The organism is Brevibacillus sp. M2.1A, assembly GCF_013284355.2.
Classification (GTDB): domain Bacteria; phylum Bacillota; class Bacilli; order Brevibacillales; family Brevibacillaceae; genus Brevibacillus.
The window spans coordinates 4,070,587-4,087,651 of the sequence record NZ_JABSUY020000001.1 but is presented as its reverse complement, the minus strand read 5'-3'; the positions used below and the strand labels follow the sequence as shown (position 1 = coordinate 4,087,651).

Here is a 17,065-nt window from a genome sequence, read left to right as displayed (position 1 = left end):
GATTGAATAAACGATCTAAACATGCTTACGTTAAAAAGTCATCCAAAGAAGATAATCGAACTTTTTCTCAATGCGTTGAAAAAGTGCTTACACCTACAACATAGCAAGCAAAAGTAAAACATCCATTAAATAAAAATAAAGTATTATTAAATCTTTTTCGGGAAGTAGCGCGTTAACGAGCAAAACGATGGTTACCGATCTCAACCGTTACAGGACGTGACCAAATCCACTTGGAAGTAGCCGTATCCGGGTTAAAGAAGTACAGGGAACCGTTGCTTGGATCCTTTCCATTGACCGCGTCCTGGACCGCTTTTCTCGTACTCTCATTTAATTTATGTGTCAAATTGCCGTCATGGACAGGCGAAAACGCATTGGGAGCATAAATAACCTCCCGTACCGTATTTGGAAAATCATCTGAAGCAACCCGATTCAATACAACGGCAGCAATCGCTACCTGTCCTTCATACGGTTCTCCCCGGCCTTCCGCATACACTAACCGGGCGAGCAGTTCCATATCCCTCTCCGAAACTTTCACTTTTCCATTCCGAACCACTTTTGGACGACTATCACGACTAACCTGCACAGACTTGCGTTTTACTGCTGCAGCAGATGTGGTTGGTGTCTTTTCCTTCTTCGAAACTTGTTCCGATGGCGCCGTTGCACTATCGAGAACAGGGAGGATTTGTATTGGTTGTGGCGCCATTGCACTTGTCGGTGTGACAAATAAGCATAACAGCATCAAGCCAAAACTGTTCAAAAAGAAGAAAAAGCGCGTTGGCGCTTCACGTGTCAACATGGTGTGAACCACTCCTTTTCGCTCTTTGCGTTTTGATTGCGGAAGCGAATCAGGTCTTTTGCAAGTCTAGCGGTCTGATCGGAATGGTTCAAGAGGTAATTGGTACCATAGAACTATTTACAAAATGATTCGATTCATGAAAGTGTTTTCATAAACAGATGTTTCCTCGATAAAAAAAGCCACTTTCCTGTTGAGAAAGTGGCTTTCGTGTGCAGTTTGAGCTTATTTTTCCGTAATCGTAATGGTTTTAATGGTAATCGTTTGCTCAGGAACACTTGGTTCACCCGTTTGTGGGTTTTTCTTTACTTTTGTTCCGGCAATTTTTTGAACGATATCCATACCACCCGTGACTTTTCCGAAAATCGTGTAGTTCGGAGAGTTGTCCAATCCTGTCACGTCAGGTCCAGAACCAATGAAGAATTGGCTACCATTCGTGTTTTTACCAGAATTCGCCATGGCAACTACGCCTGGTTCGTATTTATGACCATTTTTCAATTCGTCTTCAAACGTGTAGCCAGGGCCACCCATGCCATTACCCAATGGATCACCTGTTTGAATCATGAAGTCTTTCATAACGCGGTGGAACGTGATGCCGTCATAGAACTTGTCCTTTGCGAGGAAAACGAAGTTATTGACAGCAATTGGAGCGTCTTTTTCAAACAGATCGATTGTGATGTCTCCCATGGAAGTAGAGATTTTCGCTTGATAGTCCTTTGCTTTGTCAATCTGCATAGCCGGAGCCTTCTCGTATTTCTTCTCTCCGGTTGGACCCGGTGGGTTAGCTGGCTCTTTGGATGCTGGTTTCTCTGCTGGCGTAGTCGGCTGATTAGGAGCGGCTTCATTGCTTCCTGTAGAACAACCCGTAACCAAGGCGATTGCCGTCAGACATGTGAACAGAGTTGTCATCATCTTTCTCATCTTATGCACCTTCCTTTGTTTCATACTGTTGGGTGGTTCGGTTTCGAATTATAACACAAATAGTCGAGCTTTTGCCAATCCGCTAGTTTCCTTTCCAATCTCGCGTGGTATGATTGGGAGAAAAGGGTGATCAATGTGGCAGAGCGATTTGAGACCAAAACGGTACATATCGGACATGATCCTTTGCGGGGAGTAAAGAGCAAAACGACACCGATTTTTCAAACCTCTGTTTTTGCCTTCGAAGGCTTGGAAGAAGTAGAAGCGTACTACGTCGGCGAAGGAGAATATTTGTACACCCGAAATGGCAATCCGAACCAAGCTGAGCTGGCTCATGCTATCGCTGTTTTAGAAGGTGCAGAAGCAGGTGTCAGTGCTGCCTCCGGTATGGGAGCGATCATGGCTGGTTTACTTGCTGTTCTTTCCCCTGGGGATCACGTGCTGGCTTCCCATGAAATTTATGGCGGTACCTACGCTCTTCTGCACAAGGAGCTGTCGCGATTTGGGATCGAGCTTGAGTGCATCCAGCTTGGTCGAATGACAAAGCTTGCTGATCATGTTCGCCCAACGACGCGGCTGTTTTTCGTGGAGACTATCACCAATCCGCTATTGACTGTGGTAGATCTACCTTACTGGATCAAGGAAGCAAAAAGTCTTGGCTTAACCGTCATGGTGGATAATACGTTCGCGACTCCGTATTTGGTACAACCCGTATCATTTGGAGCAGATCTCGTGGTACATAGTGGAACCAAATACATTGGGGGACATAGCGATGTGACGTCAGGTGTTCTGGTTGGATCACAGGCGACGATCAAGCGTGCCACTGAGATCGTAGCCAATTACGGTGCATCGCTCAGTCCTTTTGAGGCCTGGTTGACATCGCGCGGTTTGAAAACATTGGCAGTGAGAATGGAGCGTCAATGCGATAATGCCAGCCAGATCGCTGCGTTTCTTCGTGCTCATCCTGCAGTTGGACGAGTGCATTACCCAAGTCCTACAGATACCTTCTTTTTTTCAATGCAAAAACAGGGAGCAATGGTATCCTTTGTTCTGGCAGAAGAGACGAAGATTTACGACTTTTACCGGGCGCTTGACTGGATCAAGCTGGCTCCGTCTCTTGCAGGTGTGGAGACGAGTGTATCTCATCCAGTTACGACGTCCCACCGTGCTTTTTCTGAAGAGCAGCGCAAGGAAACGGGAATCACGATGGGACTGGTACGGTTATCGGTCGGAATTGAAGCTGTTCAAGACATTCAGATAGCATTAGATGCCGCATTAGGGAAATAATTCAAAAAACTTTGCCACATTATGAAACTTTCTTCCTAAGTAATACGTATTACTTAGTTAGAGTAGTCTCAGAATGTAGTGGAGAAAGTCCATTCTGAGAACATGCTTCAGTCTGGAAGAAACCGAGGAAAACGCAAATGGGAATGGCTATGAAGCAACCGTCGGGGCCATCATCCGGAGATTATTATGAATCTCGTCCATTTACGGAACTGTATGACGAATATTTTGATCGCGTCAACCGGTATTTACGATGCCGGGTTCAAAGTACGTGGGATGCCGATGATTTGACCACCGTGGTCTTTTTAAAAGCACTAGAAAAATTCGAGCAATATAGCAGAACAAGTCCATTCGCATCATGGATTTTTCGTATTGCTCACAATACATATGTGGATTTTATGCGGAAAAACAGGGAGTTACCTGTTGACCAGGAAGATTTTCTAGGAGCAGAACCGGATGACACATGGCAGCCAGAGCGACAGGCGCTGACGAATGAAGAGATTCGTCTGCTTCGTGATCGTCTGGACTTGTTGTCTCAGGATCAACGTGACGTGTTGATGCTCCGGTACTTTGCTGACCTCAAAATCAGTCAGGTAGCTGAGGTGCTCGGCAAAACAGAATCGAGTATCAAAATGATTTCTTATCGCGGATTACAAAAACTTCAGAAGATGTATGAGAGGGGGGACTCCGAATGAGAGAAGAGGAGAAACACCCCCAGGATCATCAATCGGATGATCAGACCGTAACCCAACTCCTAGCCCATTTGAAGCAGATGCGCGGATCGGTTCCAGTCAATTATCAGCTAAAATCAGACCTGAAAAAGCAATTGCTCCAGAAAATGAGAGATCTCGAGGCCAAACAGACAAAGGCTCCAAATGACGCACCCAAAAAGCTTGGGAAGTTAGTTTGGAGCGGAATCGCTGCTGCTGCGCTCACCCTTGCCATAGGCGGATTTGTGTGGTGGAACAATACCTCTCTTGCCGTTCGAGAGCATGAAGTCCTTAAACTGCCAGCACAAGCAGCCGTGGAGCTTGTTGACATTGATCGCAAAGCCACTCAGCTAGCTTATATCAATAACAATACAGAGCTGAAAACCATTCCAATCGACGAGGAATTAAAGCCAGTCACGATCAAATTGCCGCCAACAGAAGGCAAATACACCGGGGTAGCATGGTCTAATTCTGGAAAGCAAATCGCTGTCGTCGAGCAGGATAAAAAATTATCGCGGATATGGATTGTGGAGATGCCGACGGCTTACAGCATGGGAAGCAGCCGATTGCTGAAGGAAGAAGAAGGAGTATTATACGCTTCACCAAGCTGGTCTGAACATGATGATTCGCTTGCCTTTACCCGCTCGAAAAATGGCGTCGAAGAAATTTGGGTGAGCAGCACAGTTTCGTTCCAAGAATGGAAGCTTGTAGAAGGCTCTCAGCCTGAATGGTCGCCAGATGGAAGCTTGCTTGCCTTCAATAAAGCAGGTGAAGTACAGCTGATGGAAATGCGAACGGGGAAAGTTACCCCGCTTGCAGTGGGACAGTGGGCATCGTGGAGCTCCGATACGAAATTGACCTATACACACCCAAACGGAACGCTGATGGAAGTAAACGTGGGTGTAGAGCCTTTTGTGACACGCGAGCTACCATTGCGAAACCAGTCATCTGAAGAGCTGATCAAAGGAAACTGGGCAAACCAAGGTAAGCACTTACTGCTTATCTCACGCCATGATCAGCTGCAACAACTGGTTATCTCTTTGGCGTCACGAAAATGAGCGGAGGAACAAGCATGAGATGGAAATGGATGTTAATCTTTGTCATCACATGGCTTAGCTTTTCGATACGCCCAGCTATGGCAGAGAGCAACATAGACATACAATTCGAAATACCTTTAAGTGGGATCGTCAAATATGAATCATGGATGAGACTAAACGTTAAGGTAACCAGCCAGGAACAGAATTTCACAGGGGCCGTAGAGTTATCGCAGCGACAAGTCAAAAAAAATAATGAATTTAAGCTTCGGCGTCCAATAAAACTCGAGCAAGGAAAGAGCACAACCGTTTACTTTGATATGCCTTCCCAAATATTGCTCGATGATTGGTACGTCCAGGTAACGCAAAACGGTCAAGTTCTCAAAAGTGAAAAGCTGCGAATCTCATATCCAACAGACGGCCGCACCATTGGGGTGATTAGTGAGGAGGGCAATGCGTTTCACTTCCTTGCCGTCAATCAGTCACAATCCAAAATGAATCGCCCCTTGTCCGTACAAAATCTCACGGAACAAATGTTGCCTGACCAATCGTGGATTTACGAAAACATAGACATGTTAGCGCTGGCAGGCAATAGCGGCTCCACAATAAATGATCAACAGATGGCAGCGATCAAGGAGTGGATCCAGCTGGGAGGGATCGTGGTTGTTTCGGCAGGTCCCAATCAAGATGGGATGATCCAGCGGTTTGCTGATATTCTCCCTGTGGAAGCCGGAAAAGCCGGTAATATTGATCTGCAGCAAGCACTTAGTGAGTATGACATTGCAAAAGTCGCGCCAAATGGCAGTATCGGTGTATACAACCGTGACATGCCCTTATTTGTGTCAAAATCGTACGGCAGAGGGTTGCTGCTATTTGTCAACTATGATGTGACAGCAGAGCCGTTGGCATCGTGGCAGTTCAATCCACAACTGTGGCAGAATGCAATGACCCAGCATGGCGCCAAGAAGATTTTTGAAGAGAAGCCTTTTATGGATCAAATGACCCGGCCTTTTCTTGATTTGAGCAAGAAGATTCCTGAAGTACAAACGCCCCCGCCGATCTGGATGGTGGCGTTGTGGGGCGGATATGTAATTGTACTCGCACCATTGACATACTTCGTTCTAAAAAGAATGAGAAAACCTGAATGGGCGTGGGGAGTCATCCCAGCAGGAGGAATTTTCTTGACCGTTGCTATATTCGCGGTTGGAAAGCCTGCTGTTGTGAAAACGAGTACCAGCTATGCCGTAACCAAGATCGACATATTAGATGAGTCACTGGCTCATGTTCGCTCAGCCACTACGTTTTTAGGGGTGGATCAGAACGAATACGATGTTCAGCTCGAACCTTCGATCGCTGCCCTGCCTTTGACAGTCGGGCGAAATGATTATCGACCAGAGGGGTTAATGGTTGGTGAAGAGGTTCTCTCTTTCCGTAATCTCCCCTATTTGACACCGAAACAAGCAATTGCTATCGGCGTAAAGCACGACATGGGGGCTTTTGATGCTTCCTTGCGAATTAATGAAAATCGGCTGCAAGGGAAAGTGAAAAACAATACAGAGTTTGCTTACGATCAAACTTATATTGAAATTGGTTTTCAACGAATTCCGCTTGGGCCATTGAAAAAGGGCGAAGAAAAGCAGGTTGACAGTGTGCTTGAACCCCTTTTTATGCCAAGAAAACCAAAGGCAACAAACGAATTGCAAACAATAGAAGAACGAATCAAGGAAATGCAGGAAAGAGTCGTTGATTATGAAGAGGGGAATCAGGTAAGTATCATCGGTACAACGAAAGAGCCTCTTCCTCTGATGACAATGCAGGTGCCTCACCAAGCGAATTACTGGAATGTCATTCAGCAGTCTATTCAATTCCAGCCGAATGAACAAGGTCTAGTGACTTTTCCTTATGGTTTGCTAGATGCCGAAATGTATGAAGTGGTAGGAGACTTCGACAATACCGGATACATTTGGCAGCTTGGAAAGGGTAGCATTACATTTGAGCTGCGGTCAGACAAAGCTGCCATCAATATGAAGCGGATAACGGTACCATTGAATCACAGTTCATTCAAGCCTTTTAGAATCGAATATTTCCACCAAAAGAGCGGTAGGTGGATACCTGTTGAACGCGGGACGAGACTTGTCCTCGATAATGAACTCCAGCAAGTCTTGACGCCAAATCAATCGTTATTGCTTCGTTTTTCCCACAATGGAACGTCGCGATTAGCTCTACCAGAGCCAATTTTCCAGGTAGAGGGGGTGCGGAAATGGTAATTGAAACCGTTCATTTAGGAAAAAGATACGGCAATTTGCAAGCGTTGACGGATTTGAACCTTTCCATTGAGCCAGGAAAGGTGTTCGGTTTCATTGGTCCAAATGGCGCCGGAAAATCTACCACGATGCTCATCTTGTCCACCCTTTTGGAACAGAGTGAAGGGGAAGCCTTTGTCTGTGGCTACAATGTACGAAAAGACCCTGCAAGTGTGCGCCAGTCTGTTGGCTACATGCCCGATTTTTTTGGTGTATATGACAATTTGACAGCGGTGGAGTATTTGGAGTTTTATGCTGGAGCATACAAAATTCCTGCCTCGAAAAGACGGGCACTCGTCGGTGATCTTTTAGAACTGGTGAATTTGTCTCACAAAGCAGACGCTTTCGTCGATTCTTTGTCTCGAGGCATGCAACAGCGTCTGGGGTTAGCGCGTTGTCTCGTACATGATCCGGCCGTGCTGATTTTGGATGAACCCGCATCAGGACTGGACCCGCGAGCTCGTATCGAGTTGCGCGAAATTATGAAACAGCTACGCGAAATGGGCAAGACGATTATTATCAGCTCCCATGTTTTGCCGGAGCTAGCCGAGCTGTGTGATGATATTGGTGTCATTGAAAAAGGCAGATTAATTGCGTATGGGTCTGTGCATGAGGTCAGCAATCGGGATACAGGGCAAAGCCGGATGCAACTGAGAGCCCTGCGGAATTTGGACAAAGCCGGACTTCTATTAGCGAGCTCTCCGTATGTCCATCAATTGACAGACTATATGGGAGGCTTTCGCTTCTACTTTCAAGGGACGGAGCAACAAAAAGCTGAATTGCTTCAAGAACTGCTGGATGAGCAGGTCGCAGTCGTCTACTATGGCGATTCCAAGAAAGATTTAGAAGACGTCTTCTTAGCGATTACGGAAGGAGTCGGTATGGAGTGAGCGACTTCTTGTTCAATCCACTTTTGGTAAAAGAAATGCGGGAAAGATTCCGCTCGAGAAAGACCATGCTCATATTAGCGATTTACTTATTTGTCATGGGGGGAATACCGATGGGCTTTTTGCTCATGGACCCCCTGAAGGCCGAATCGTTAGGGGATAACCAGGATCTGTTTCTGATATCTGCGGGGATACACTACGCGATGGTTTGCTTTGTGGCACCTGCCCTGACTGCTGGAGCGATCAGTGGGGAGAGAGAACGCCAGACCTTGCATATTTTGCTGACGACCCAATTGTCGACGCGCACGATTATTTTGAGCAAGCTCATTACGTCTTTGGCGTTCTCCACGCTGCTTTTGATTGCCTCGATGCCTTTGTACAGTATCGTAATGCTGTACGGGAGCGTCTCCCCGGAACAAATGGCCCAACTCGTCCTTTTTCTCGCGGTGAATATGTTTTTTCTCGGGTCGTTGGGATTGTTCTGCTCCACTTGGATTAAACGAACGTCGATTTCGACGGTCACCACATACGGCATTGCCTTCTTTTTTGTAGTAGGTACTGGCTTGTTGTTCTTTTTTATCGGGGAGTCCTTGCAACAGGCGCATCCGGAACGGTACATCAATTCCAATGTTTGGAGCATGTATGAGCTACAGATGCTGGCAGGGATGAACCCTATTATCGTGTTGTTCGATATTTTAGGCGAGTCTTTCGATCAATCCGATGACATCACTTTTGCACCGTGGTTGTTTTTCTCATGTGTGTACTTCGTTCTTTCCTTTATCCTCATCATCTGGAGCGCTTATTTGTTAAAACCAATTCGCCGAAAATGGTGGAGTTGGAAGAAACGACCTGTTCGTGTACAATGAAAAAGGTGCATGGGAAAAGGGAGGTTTTTATGTGAGCGATGAACAAGTGCAGATCATTGATTTTGAAGAGCTGCTTCGTGCGATTGAGAGCCGTCTGGCATCTGCTGGGATGTACGTCAAACGCGAAGCGATCGTGACGATTCTTCAGGCAGAAGAAGCGTTTTTGCTTGAAAAAGGTGTTCTTCAAGAGTATAGTGAGTAATCAGCTAACAACCTGCCTTACGCGGTAGGTTGTTTTTCATGGACAGGCAAGGCACAGAGTTATTCGCCTGTTTGCTTCTCCCGGAAAAAAACGGTATGATGGAACAGAATACGAATATCTGCATAAGGACGTGAACACATTGACAGAAGAGAACAAAGACCTCGAGTTGGGCGATATCATTACATTGGACGATGAAAATGGTGAACCGTTGGGGGATTTCGAAGTATTGGCTATGTTCGACCTGAACGGTAAAGAATATATTGCCTTGGCTGAAGCTGTGGAAGATGAAGAAAGCGAAGAAGATGAAGAAGTAGATATCTTCGTATTCCAAGTGGACGGCGGCGAAATGGTACCATTGGAAGAAGATGAGGAAAGCACTGTTTACGCGAAGCTGAACGAAGTGCTGGAAGGCATCGAACTCATTAAAGAAGACAAGTAATCCCGGTAAGAATGAAACAAGCCACTGCTGGCGTTAGAAACCGAGCAGTGGCTTTTTCTTGCGGTCATCAGTCATTCATTTTAATAATGTTATCCTTAAGGTCTCGTACAACGAGAAGGCATGTATAGTCGGTTTCTTGCAGTTCCCGAACCAATGCCGAGCACTCGTCTTTCGTAAGACCTAGCTTTTCGAGACGGGTACGCAATTCTTCACCGCCATTGTCAAAGAAATGCGCCATGCTGTCAATGTGACCGACGGCACTTTCAAAGTGGGTGCTGTATTTATAAAAATTGTTTCGTTGATTGGAGTGATTTTTATCTGGATTCCATTTCAAAACCCAGATGTCATCACTGTTGTATCCGGCGGAATTTAACGCATGAACGTCAGAAGCTAGCTCAGCATCATACTTATGGAATTTGACAAACGGCTTGGTAGCACTGATCAAATGTAGTCCCCCCTTTTTCGCCTCAGGAATCGATGCCTTTTTAGGATGTCCAAAGCCAAAGAGCGAATGAATGGAAATACCTGAGGCACGTTTGTGAACGCTACATAAGAACCAATTGACATATTTTCCTTGATAGTAGCAGGATTTACGCAGTGGGGGAAGAAATAGAGAAAGGGAAACAAATGTTTTGGTTTTTCATTTTGACCAATCTTCACCAATAGTGCTACACTAATTAATGGAATAAGCTTGTCATGTACAGAACGAATGAGAACGAGGAATACTGAGAAGAATCGGCCATCTCGCTAGGGGCGAGGTGGCTTTTTTGCCCCATTTTGCTACTGGCGTTGAATACTATGGGAACCATACGGTACAATAGCGATTAAGTGTTCGCTTTTATTAGGAAAACGTTCCTCTCAATGGTGATTGAATCATCTCGGCGTTTTTCAAAAAAGGTGAATACGACGCTAGCCATCAGTAAAAAAGGCATGATCGTTTTTCTACGTGTCCGAAGAGTAGAGGGGAGAGCGCGATTGAAGGAAACAGAAACACAGCAAACATTAACGTATACGGAAGAAGATATTCAGGTCTTAGAAGGCTTGATTGCCGTTCGAAAGCGCCCTGGAATGTACATAGGCTCCACGGGCTCGCGTGGCCTGCATCATCTGCTGTGGGAAATTGTAGATAATGCCAAAGACGAGGCGCTTGCCGGCGTTAATGATAGCATCATCGTCACTTTGTACAAGGATGGAAGTGTCAGTGTAGAGGACCATGGGCGCGGAATTCCAACGGGTATGCACAAGACTGGCCGACCTGTACCAGAAGTCATTTTTACGACGCTCCATGCCGGTGGTAAATTCGGCGGTGGCGGATATAAAAAAAGTGGTGGCTTGCACGGAGTAGGTTCCAGTGTTGTTGTGGCCTTGTCCAAATGGCTTGAGGTTGAAATCCATCGGGAAGGCAAAATTCATAAGCAACGCTTTGAATATGTTGTAGATGCAAATGGAACTGAGCATGTTGGTAAACCGGTTACCGGTCTTGAAATCACAGGGAACACCAAACGCACTGGAACAACGGTACGTTTTCTCCCGGATGACGCGGTGTTTGGCAACGCTCGCTTTGATTATGAGACCATTCGTGATCGATTCCGTGAGACGGCATTCCTTTTGAAAAAGCTGCGCATGGTTTTGAATGACGAGCGTGGTCCTGAAAAGAAACGGGAAGAGTTTTATTTCGAAGATGGCTTGAAATCATACGTTTCTTATTTGAACGAGGGGAAAAATACGCTCCATCCGATCGTTTACTTCGAAGGGGAAAAGGACAATATCTACGTTGAACTGGCTTTTCAGTACAATGACGGCTATGCAGAGACACTGGTGTCCTATGTCAACTCCATTGTAACAGCGGACGGTGGAACTCATGTTACGGGCTTCCGCAACGGTACAACCCGGATCTTTAACGAATTTGCCCGGAAAAAAGGGTACTTGAAAGAAAAGGACCCGAACTTAACTGGAAACGATTTGCGGGAAGGTTTCCTCGGTGTATTGTCATTGCAAATGGCTGACGTCCAGTTTGAGTCCCAAACAAAAGACAAGCTGGGGAACGAAGAAGCACGGGCAATCGTAGAACAGATTGTTTCCGAAAAGCTAGGCTTCTTCCTCGAGGAAAATCCGGAAATAGGCAAGCTGCTGATTGACAAGGCATTGCGTTCTGCTGAGATTCGCGAAGAGCTGCGCAAACAACGCGAAGCCCTGCGCGGCGACAAGAAAGGCAAAACCGCGAAAAAGCGCAAATCGATTTCGGAAAAGTTCACTCCGCCGCAATACAGAGACTCCAAGCGCAACGAGCTCTTCCTCGTCGAGGGGGATTCTGCGGGTGGCTCTGCAAAGCAGGCGCGTAATTCAGAGTTCCAAGCTTTGTTCAGCCTGCGCGGGAAGCCGTTGAACACAGAAAAAGCAAAGCTATCCGAGGTATTGGCGAATGAAGAGTTCCGCACGATCCTCGAGGTGCTTGAAACCGATATTGGCGAAGAGTTTTCCATCGAAAACTGTGCATTTGACAAAGTCATCATCATGTCTGACGCGGACGTTGACGGCTCGCACATTCAAACGCTGCTCTTGACCTTCTTCTTCCGCTACATGCGCCCGATGATTGCAGCTGGTCACTTGTATATTGCGCAACCACCTTTGTATCAGGTGAAAAAGCAGAGCAAGGGCAAGCAGACAGAGGCAATCTATTGTTGGAGCGATTACGAGCTGGAACAGGCATTGAAAAAGGCTGGACGCGGTGCTGAAGTGCAGCGCTACAAAGGTTTGGGTGAGATGAACGCCGATCAGCTCTGGGAAACAACCATGGACCCTGAGACGCGCAAGCTCATTAAGGTTGAACTGGAAGACCTCGCTCACTGTGAGAAGCTGGTAACCGTTTTGATGGGTGACAAAGTCCCACCACGGCGTGAGTGGATCGAGAACCACGTCACCTTTGAAGTGGGGGAGGATGAATAAGCATGCTGTCCAATCAAATTATTAAGCAGAGCTTCGCGGAGATTATGGGAAAGCGCTTTGGGGACTATGCCAATCTGGTTATTCTCTCACGCGCGATCCCAGATGCTCGCGATGGACTAAAACCGGTACAGCGCCGGATTTTGTATGCCATGTACCAAGAAGGCAACACGAACGATAAACCATACCGTAAATCAGCGAAAACGGTCGGGTACGTGATGGGTACCTATCACCCGCACGGTGACTCGGCGATTTACGAAACGATGGTGCGGATGGCGCAGTGGTGGAAAATGCGCCAAGTGCTCATTCAAGGCCATGGAAACTTTGGTAGCTTGGATGCAGACCCGCCAGCCGCTATGCGTTATACCGAATCCAGACTGTCGGCATTGGCCAATGAGCTTTTGCGCGATATTGAAAAGGATACGGTTACATTTATCCCGAACTACGACAACTCCGCTCAACAACCGGCAGTATTGCCTTCACGGTTTCCCAATCTTCTCGTGAATGGCGCTGCCGGGATCGCGGTTGGTTTTGCAACTGATATCCCTACGCACAATTTGGGCGAAGTCATTGATGCGGCTGTTGCACAAATGAAGAACCCAAATATCTCGCTGGATGAACTGATGCAGCATGTCAAAGGCCCAGATTTTCCGACAGGCGGCATTGTTCAAGGGCTGTCCGGGATTCGCAAGGCTTTTGAGACAGGACGCGGCCAATTCATCATTCGCGGGAAGACGCATATAGAGGAGCCAAAAGGCGGCAAGATCAAAAAAATCGTCATTTCCGAAATCCCTTACGAAGTGGTCAAGTCGAAGCTCGTCGCCCAAATCGATGAGCTCGTGATGGAGCGCAAAATCGAGGGGGCACTGGCGGTTCGCGATGAAACCGGACGCAAAGAGGCCGAACAGAAAAAAGTTCGCATCGTAGTGGATATTCGCAAGGAAGCGGATGAGCAGGCGATTCTCAACTACCTGTACAAAAATACGGATCTGCAAATCTATTACAATTACAACATGAACGTGATTCATGAGGGGACCATCCGTCAGATGGGACTTAAGGCTTTATTGGGGGCGTACATCGACCACCAAAAAGAAGTCGTCACGAATCGCTGCCAATATGATCTGGATCGAAAGCAAAGCCGAGAGCATATCGTGGAAGGCTTGATTCGTGCCAAGTCCATTTTGCGTCAAATCGTCGATACGATTATGGATTCGGAAGACCGTGCAGATGCCAAGAAAAACATCATGGAGAAATACGGCTTCACCGAAAATCAGGCAGATGCGATCTTGAGCATTCAGCTCGCTTCCTTGACACGTTTGGATATCGTCAAGCTGGAAAAAGAATTGGCTACATTGGCAAAAGAAATCGAGGAACTGAAATCGATTTTGGCAAGCGAGAAAAAGCTGATTCAAGTCATTACAGGCGAGCTGAACGAGATCAAGAAAAAATACGCAGAAGAGCGCCTGACAGAAATCCAGGGCGAGATCGAGGAAATCAAAATCGATATCGCAATGCAAATCAATGCCGAGGATTGCATCGTAACCCTGACAAACGAAGGATATATCAAGCGGACGAGCCCGCGCTCCTTCAAATCAGTAGGGGGAACGCTGGAAACATGTGGGGTAAAAGAAGGAGACCGTGTCCGTTATTTCATGGAGACGAATACGTCTCACACCGCTCTCTTCTTTACCCAGGACGGTAAATACTTCGCCACACTGGTCAATGCCTTCCCGGACGATAAGTGGAAGGATATCGGTTCGGCCCTCGTCAATATTATCCCGTTGGAGAAGAATCAGCGGATTGTTGGCTTTACGATCGTAGAAAACTTCAAACAACCGCTGTATGTATACCATGTAAGCAAAAAGGGTTTGATGAAAAAGACGGCGTTGTCCGAATACGAAACAAATCGTTCCAGTGCGTTGGTAGCTGCAAAGATAAAAGGCGACGATGACGAGTTTGTGAATGTATTTGTGGCGGACGAAGCTGGCGCGATACTCGGTGCGACGAAAGATGGCATGGGCATCCGATTCCAGCGCAGTGAAGTCAGCGCTACTGGTAGAGCGTCGAGTGGGGTAAAAGCAATCGCACTTGCTCCTGGCGACGTTGTGATCACGATGCTTCCGATTGAGGAAGTCGATTCTCGTGCCTTTAGTTTGTTGACCGCTGAAGGGGTTGTCAAACGCACAGCCATTGCTGCGATCCCACTCCAGGCTCGTGCAGGCAAAGGCGTACAGTTGATTCGTAAACGAAAAAATAACCCGCATGAGCTTGTTGCGATGTTCATCGAGGAAACGGTTTATGCGTGGACGTCGCAGAACGAATGGACCCTTGTTGAGACAGAGCAAGTGATCGTCAACGAGCAAGGTGGTATTGGGCGACAACTGGTGGAGGGTGGAGTAAAATCAGTTGCTTTTGAAACCATTTTGCCGACAGATGAACCGAAGGACGAAGCGACGGCAAAAGGTTCGGGAGACGGAGCTGGTACAGCAGGACAACAGAAGACACCTAATGTCCAGTCTAGCCTGTTCGATGGAAATCATCGTGAATAAAAGGAATGATGAATAGATGGCGTTTGAAGCCTTTGTTTCACCGCTAAGCTGGCAGCAGGTTTCTCTGCTCCTCGATACCGTGCAATATTTCGAAGATGCGCCGAAACTTCTCTCTCTTCCACAAGAGCAAGGAGCAAGTGTGCCTGTGCCGATTACGTTAGACACATTAAAGACGATGCTTGCTTGTCTGGACGAAGAGGAAGCATTTAGCCGCAAAGCTTTTGCATTGAGATGGGAAGCAGCTGAGGACGAAGGAAGTGGCTATCTCGTTGTCGAACTTCCGAATGGAGACACAGTGAGACAGCCAGCCGTTCTGTCCGCTTTTTCTCCGGTTTAACAAATAAACGCTTTGGTGACGCGCTTGCATCCATGACAGGATGTGAATCGTTTTGCCAAAGCGTTTTTTTGCATACAAAAAGATTGCCAGCAAAATGGAATATGTGATACAGTTTGAACACGAGTTGTTGTGTAATAAAGTTAGTAACTTACTAAATTCGCATACTTATTACTGGAGGATGGAATCATGGAAAAAGTTATCGATCAAAAGGCTTTTATGGACGTCATTCGGGAGCGTCGTTCCGTACGTCATTACGATCCAGCAGCAAAAATCTCGCAGGATGAACTAAAGGAAATGCTGAAGGAAGCGACCTTGGCACCTTCCAGCTCCAACCTCCAGCCATGGCGGTTTTTGATTATCGATGAACAGCCATTGAAAGAGAAGCTGCTCCCCATCGCATTTAACCAAAAGCAGGTGGTAGAGGCTGCGGCGGTTATTGCAGTCCTGGCTGATTATGAGGGCTACAAACAAGCAGGGAGCATTTACAACAAAGCGGTTGAAGCAGGCTATATGACCGAGGAAGTAAAGGCTACACTCATCGACAACATCAACAAGCGTTATGAGAATCGGGATCGAGCAAGCATCAAGGAAATTGCTTTGGTAGACGGAGGTCTCGTCTCGATGCAATTGATGCTCATTGCCAAGGCGAGAGGGTATGACACGGTGCCAATGGGAGGCTATAACAGCGAGAAATTCAAGGAAGCTTTCCAAATTCCGGATCAATATGAAACAGTCATGTTGATTGCAGTCGGCAAAGCGGCAGAACCTGGTCATCCGACTACTCGCCTGGATGTAGAAGAGATTACGTTCTGGAATGAGATGCCGAGTAAATAAGCATAGAGAAATGGAATAGCCTTGGCCTGATAGGATTTTGGGCCTGGGCTTTTTCACGTTTGCAAGCTTTTGAGAGGTAGACATGCTGGCAATCAGGTGAAATGGGGCGTACAATAGGGAGACATGACAGTATCTGAGAGAAGCTGCAGACGAGCGAAAGAAGGGTGTAGGATGAAAAGATTGTTGGCAATCAGCGATATTCATGGGGAACTAGAGAAACTGGAATCGTTGATGGAGCAAATTCAGTACGATCCACAAAACGATCAATTGATCCTGCTAGGTGATTATGTAGACCGTGGTCCAGAATCGAAGGGCGTCGTCGACAAGGTAAAACAGCTCCATGCAGAAGGGGCAATTGTGTTGATGGGCAACCATGATCATATGATGGTTAAATCATTCGAGCAAGATCCAGTCTTTATTGAACGATGGTTCCGAAACGGTGCACAAAAGACGTTGGCGAGCTATGGGCATGCTGCAGCAGATACGGAGTCTGGCGCACCAGAGGCCTTGGAAATCACCTCTTCCGTCAAAGAACATCTGGAATTTTTGGCTGGCTTGGACTGCTATTATGAAACCGATGATTATATTTTTGTTCACGGGGGTGTACATCCCGAGACTCCTGTCGCAGAGACTGATCCGTATCTGCTGATGTGGATACGTGAAGAGTTCCATAAAGGCTACCAGGGGGAGAAGACCGTTGTTTTTGGTCACACGCCGACCAGTTATTTGCACGGTAAACATGATGTGTATTACGGAGAAAATAAAATTATCGGCATTGACGGAGGTGCCGTATACGGCGGCCGTCTGCATTGCTTGGAGCTGCCAAGCCGAAAGGTTTACTCGGTAGAGTGATCGACTAAAAACAAAAGGCTTTCACCTCTCTTTACAAAGAGTAGGTGAAAGCCTTTTTGATATCGTCAAGATAAGTTCAGAGTAATATTGTAATGAATTTTTATTTAAATAAAT

At 46.7% G+C, this 17,065-nt stretch carries 16 protein-coding genes; 13 read left to right on the top strand and 3 right to left on the bottom strand.

Annotated elements, in window-relative coordinates; genetic code table 11:
- Positions 1-172: 172 nt before the first annotated feature.
- Together HP567_RS19440 and HP567_RS19435 are read right to left on the bottom strand one after the other, a co-directional pair.
- Complete coding sequence (locus HP567_RS19440) at positions 173-796, bottom strand: cell wall hydrolase (protein ID WP_173607882.1); 624 nt, start codon at positions 794-796, stop codon at positions 173-175.
- Positions 797-1,018: 222 nt separating this feature from the next.
- Complete coding sequence (locus tag HP567_RS19435; protein WP_173607881.1) at positions 1,019-1,714, bottom strand: peptidylprolyl isomerase; 696 nt, start codon at positions 1,712-1,714, stop codon at positions 1,019-1,021.
- Positions 1,715-1,840: 126 nt separating this feature from the next.
- Between HP567_RS19435 and HP567_RS19430 the strand changes: the two genes are divergently transcribed.
- The 8 genes from HP567_RS19430 (at position 1,841) to HP567_RS19395 (ending at position 9,436) form a co-directional block, all read left to right on the top strand.
- On the top strand, positions 1,841-2,998 hold the full coding sequence (locus HP567_RS19430; RefSeq protein ID WP_173607880.1) for a trans-sulfuration enzyme family protein: 1,158 nt from the start codon (positions 1,841-1,843) through the stop codon (positions 2,996-2,998).
- A gap of 137 nt (positions 2,999-3,135) precedes the next feature.
- The gene (locus HP567_RS19425) at positions 3,136-3,690 is read left to right on the top strand and encodes an RNA polymerase sigma factor (protein ID WP_047067599.1); all 555 of its coding nucleotides are present in this window, start codon (positions 3,136-3,138) and stop codon (positions 3,688-3,690) included.
- The gene (locus HP567_RS19420; RefSeq protein WP_173607879.1) at positions 3,687-4,763 is read left to right on the top strand and encodes a TolB family protein; all 1,077 of its coding nucleotides are present in this window, start codon (positions 3,687-3,689) and stop codon (positions 4,761-4,763) included. Before HP567_RS19425 ends, HP567_RS19420 begins: the two co-directional genes overlap by 4 nt.
- Positions 4,764-4,777: 14 nt before the next feature.
- Positions 4,778-7,006, top strand: coding sequence for a hypothetical protein (locus tag HP567_RS19415; protein WP_173607878.1), 2,229 nt, complete (start codon positions 4,778-4,780; stop codon positions 7,004-7,006).
- Positions 7,000-7,932: an ABC transporter ATP-binding protein gene (locus HP567_RS19410; RefSeq protein WP_173607877.1), complete on the top strand. Its 933-nt coding sequence runs from the start codon at positions 7,000-7,002 to the stop codon at positions 7,930-7,932. The genes HP567_RS19415 and HP567_RS19410 overlap by 7 nt, the downstream gene beginning before the upstream one ends.
- On the top strand, positions 7,929-8,795 hold the full coding sequence (locus HP567_RS19405) for an ABC transporter permease (RefSeq protein WP_173607876.1): 867 nt from the start codon (positions 7,929-7,931) through the stop codon (positions 8,793-8,795). Before HP567_RS19410 ends, HP567_RS19405 begins: the two co-directional genes overlap by 4 nt.
- A gap of 31 nt (positions 8,796-8,826) precedes the next feature.
- On the top strand, positions 8,827-8,997 hold the full coding sequence (locus HP567_RS19400; protein WP_370646634.1) for a hypothetical protein: 171 nt from the start codon (positions 8,827-8,829) through the stop codon (positions 8,995-8,997).
- A 139-nt stretch (positions 8,998-9,136) separates the two neighbouring features.
- On the top strand, positions 9,137-9,436 hold the full coding sequence (locus HP567_RS19395; RefSeq protein WP_007718819.1) for a DUF1292 domain-containing protein: 300 nt from the start codon (positions 9,137-9,139) through the stop codon (positions 9,434-9,436).
- A gap of 67 nt (positions 9,437-9,503) precedes the next feature.
- Here HP567_RS19395 and HP567_RS19390 read toward each other — a convergent pair whose 3' ends face one another.
- Entirely contained in the window at positions 9,504-9,881 is a 378-nt protein-coding gene (locus HP567_RS19390) for a general stress protein (RefSeq protein WP_173607874.1), read from the bottom strand.
- Positions 9,882-10,411: 530 nt separating this feature from the next.
- On the opposite strand from HP567_RS19390, the gene HP567_RS19385 reads away from it, so the two are divergent.
- The 5 genes from HP567_RS19385 to HP567_RS19365 all read left to right on the top strand — a co-directional run bounded on the left by HP567_RS19385 (position 10,412) and on the right by HP567_RS19365 (position 16,951).
- A complete protein-coding gene (locus HP567_RS19385; protein WP_173607873.1) occupies positions 10,412-12,382 on the top strand; it encodes a DNA gyrase/topoisomerase IV subunit B in 1,971 nt (656 codons plus the stop codon).
- 2 nt (positions 12,383-12,384) lie between these two features.
- Complete coding sequence (gene parC, locus HP567_RS19380; RefSeq protein ID WP_173607872.1) at positions 12,385-14,928, top strand: DNA topoisomerase IV subunit A; 2,544 nt, start codon at positions 12,385-12,387, stop codon at positions 14,926-14,928.
- Between the two features lie 16 nt (positions 14,929-14,944).
- Positions 14,945-15,265: a hypothetical protein gene (locus tag HP567_RS19375; protein WP_173607871.1), complete on the top strand. Its 321-nt coding sequence runs from the start codon at positions 14,945-14,947 to the stop codon at positions 15,263-15,265.
- Positions 15,266-15,451: 186 nt separating this feature from the next.
- A complete protein-coding gene (locus tag HP567_RS19370; RefSeq protein WP_173607870.1) occupies positions 15,452-16,099 on the top strand; it encodes a nitroreductase family protein in 648 nt (215 codons plus the stop codon).
- Between the two features lie 171 nt (positions 16,100-16,270).
- On the top strand, positions 16,271-16,951 hold the full coding sequence (locus tag HP567_RS19365) for a metallophosphoesterase family protein (RefSeq protein WP_173607869.1): 681 nt from the start codon (positions 16,271-16,273) through the stop codon (positions 16,949-16,951).
- The last annotated feature ends 114 nt before the right edge of the window (positions 16,952-17,065 follow it).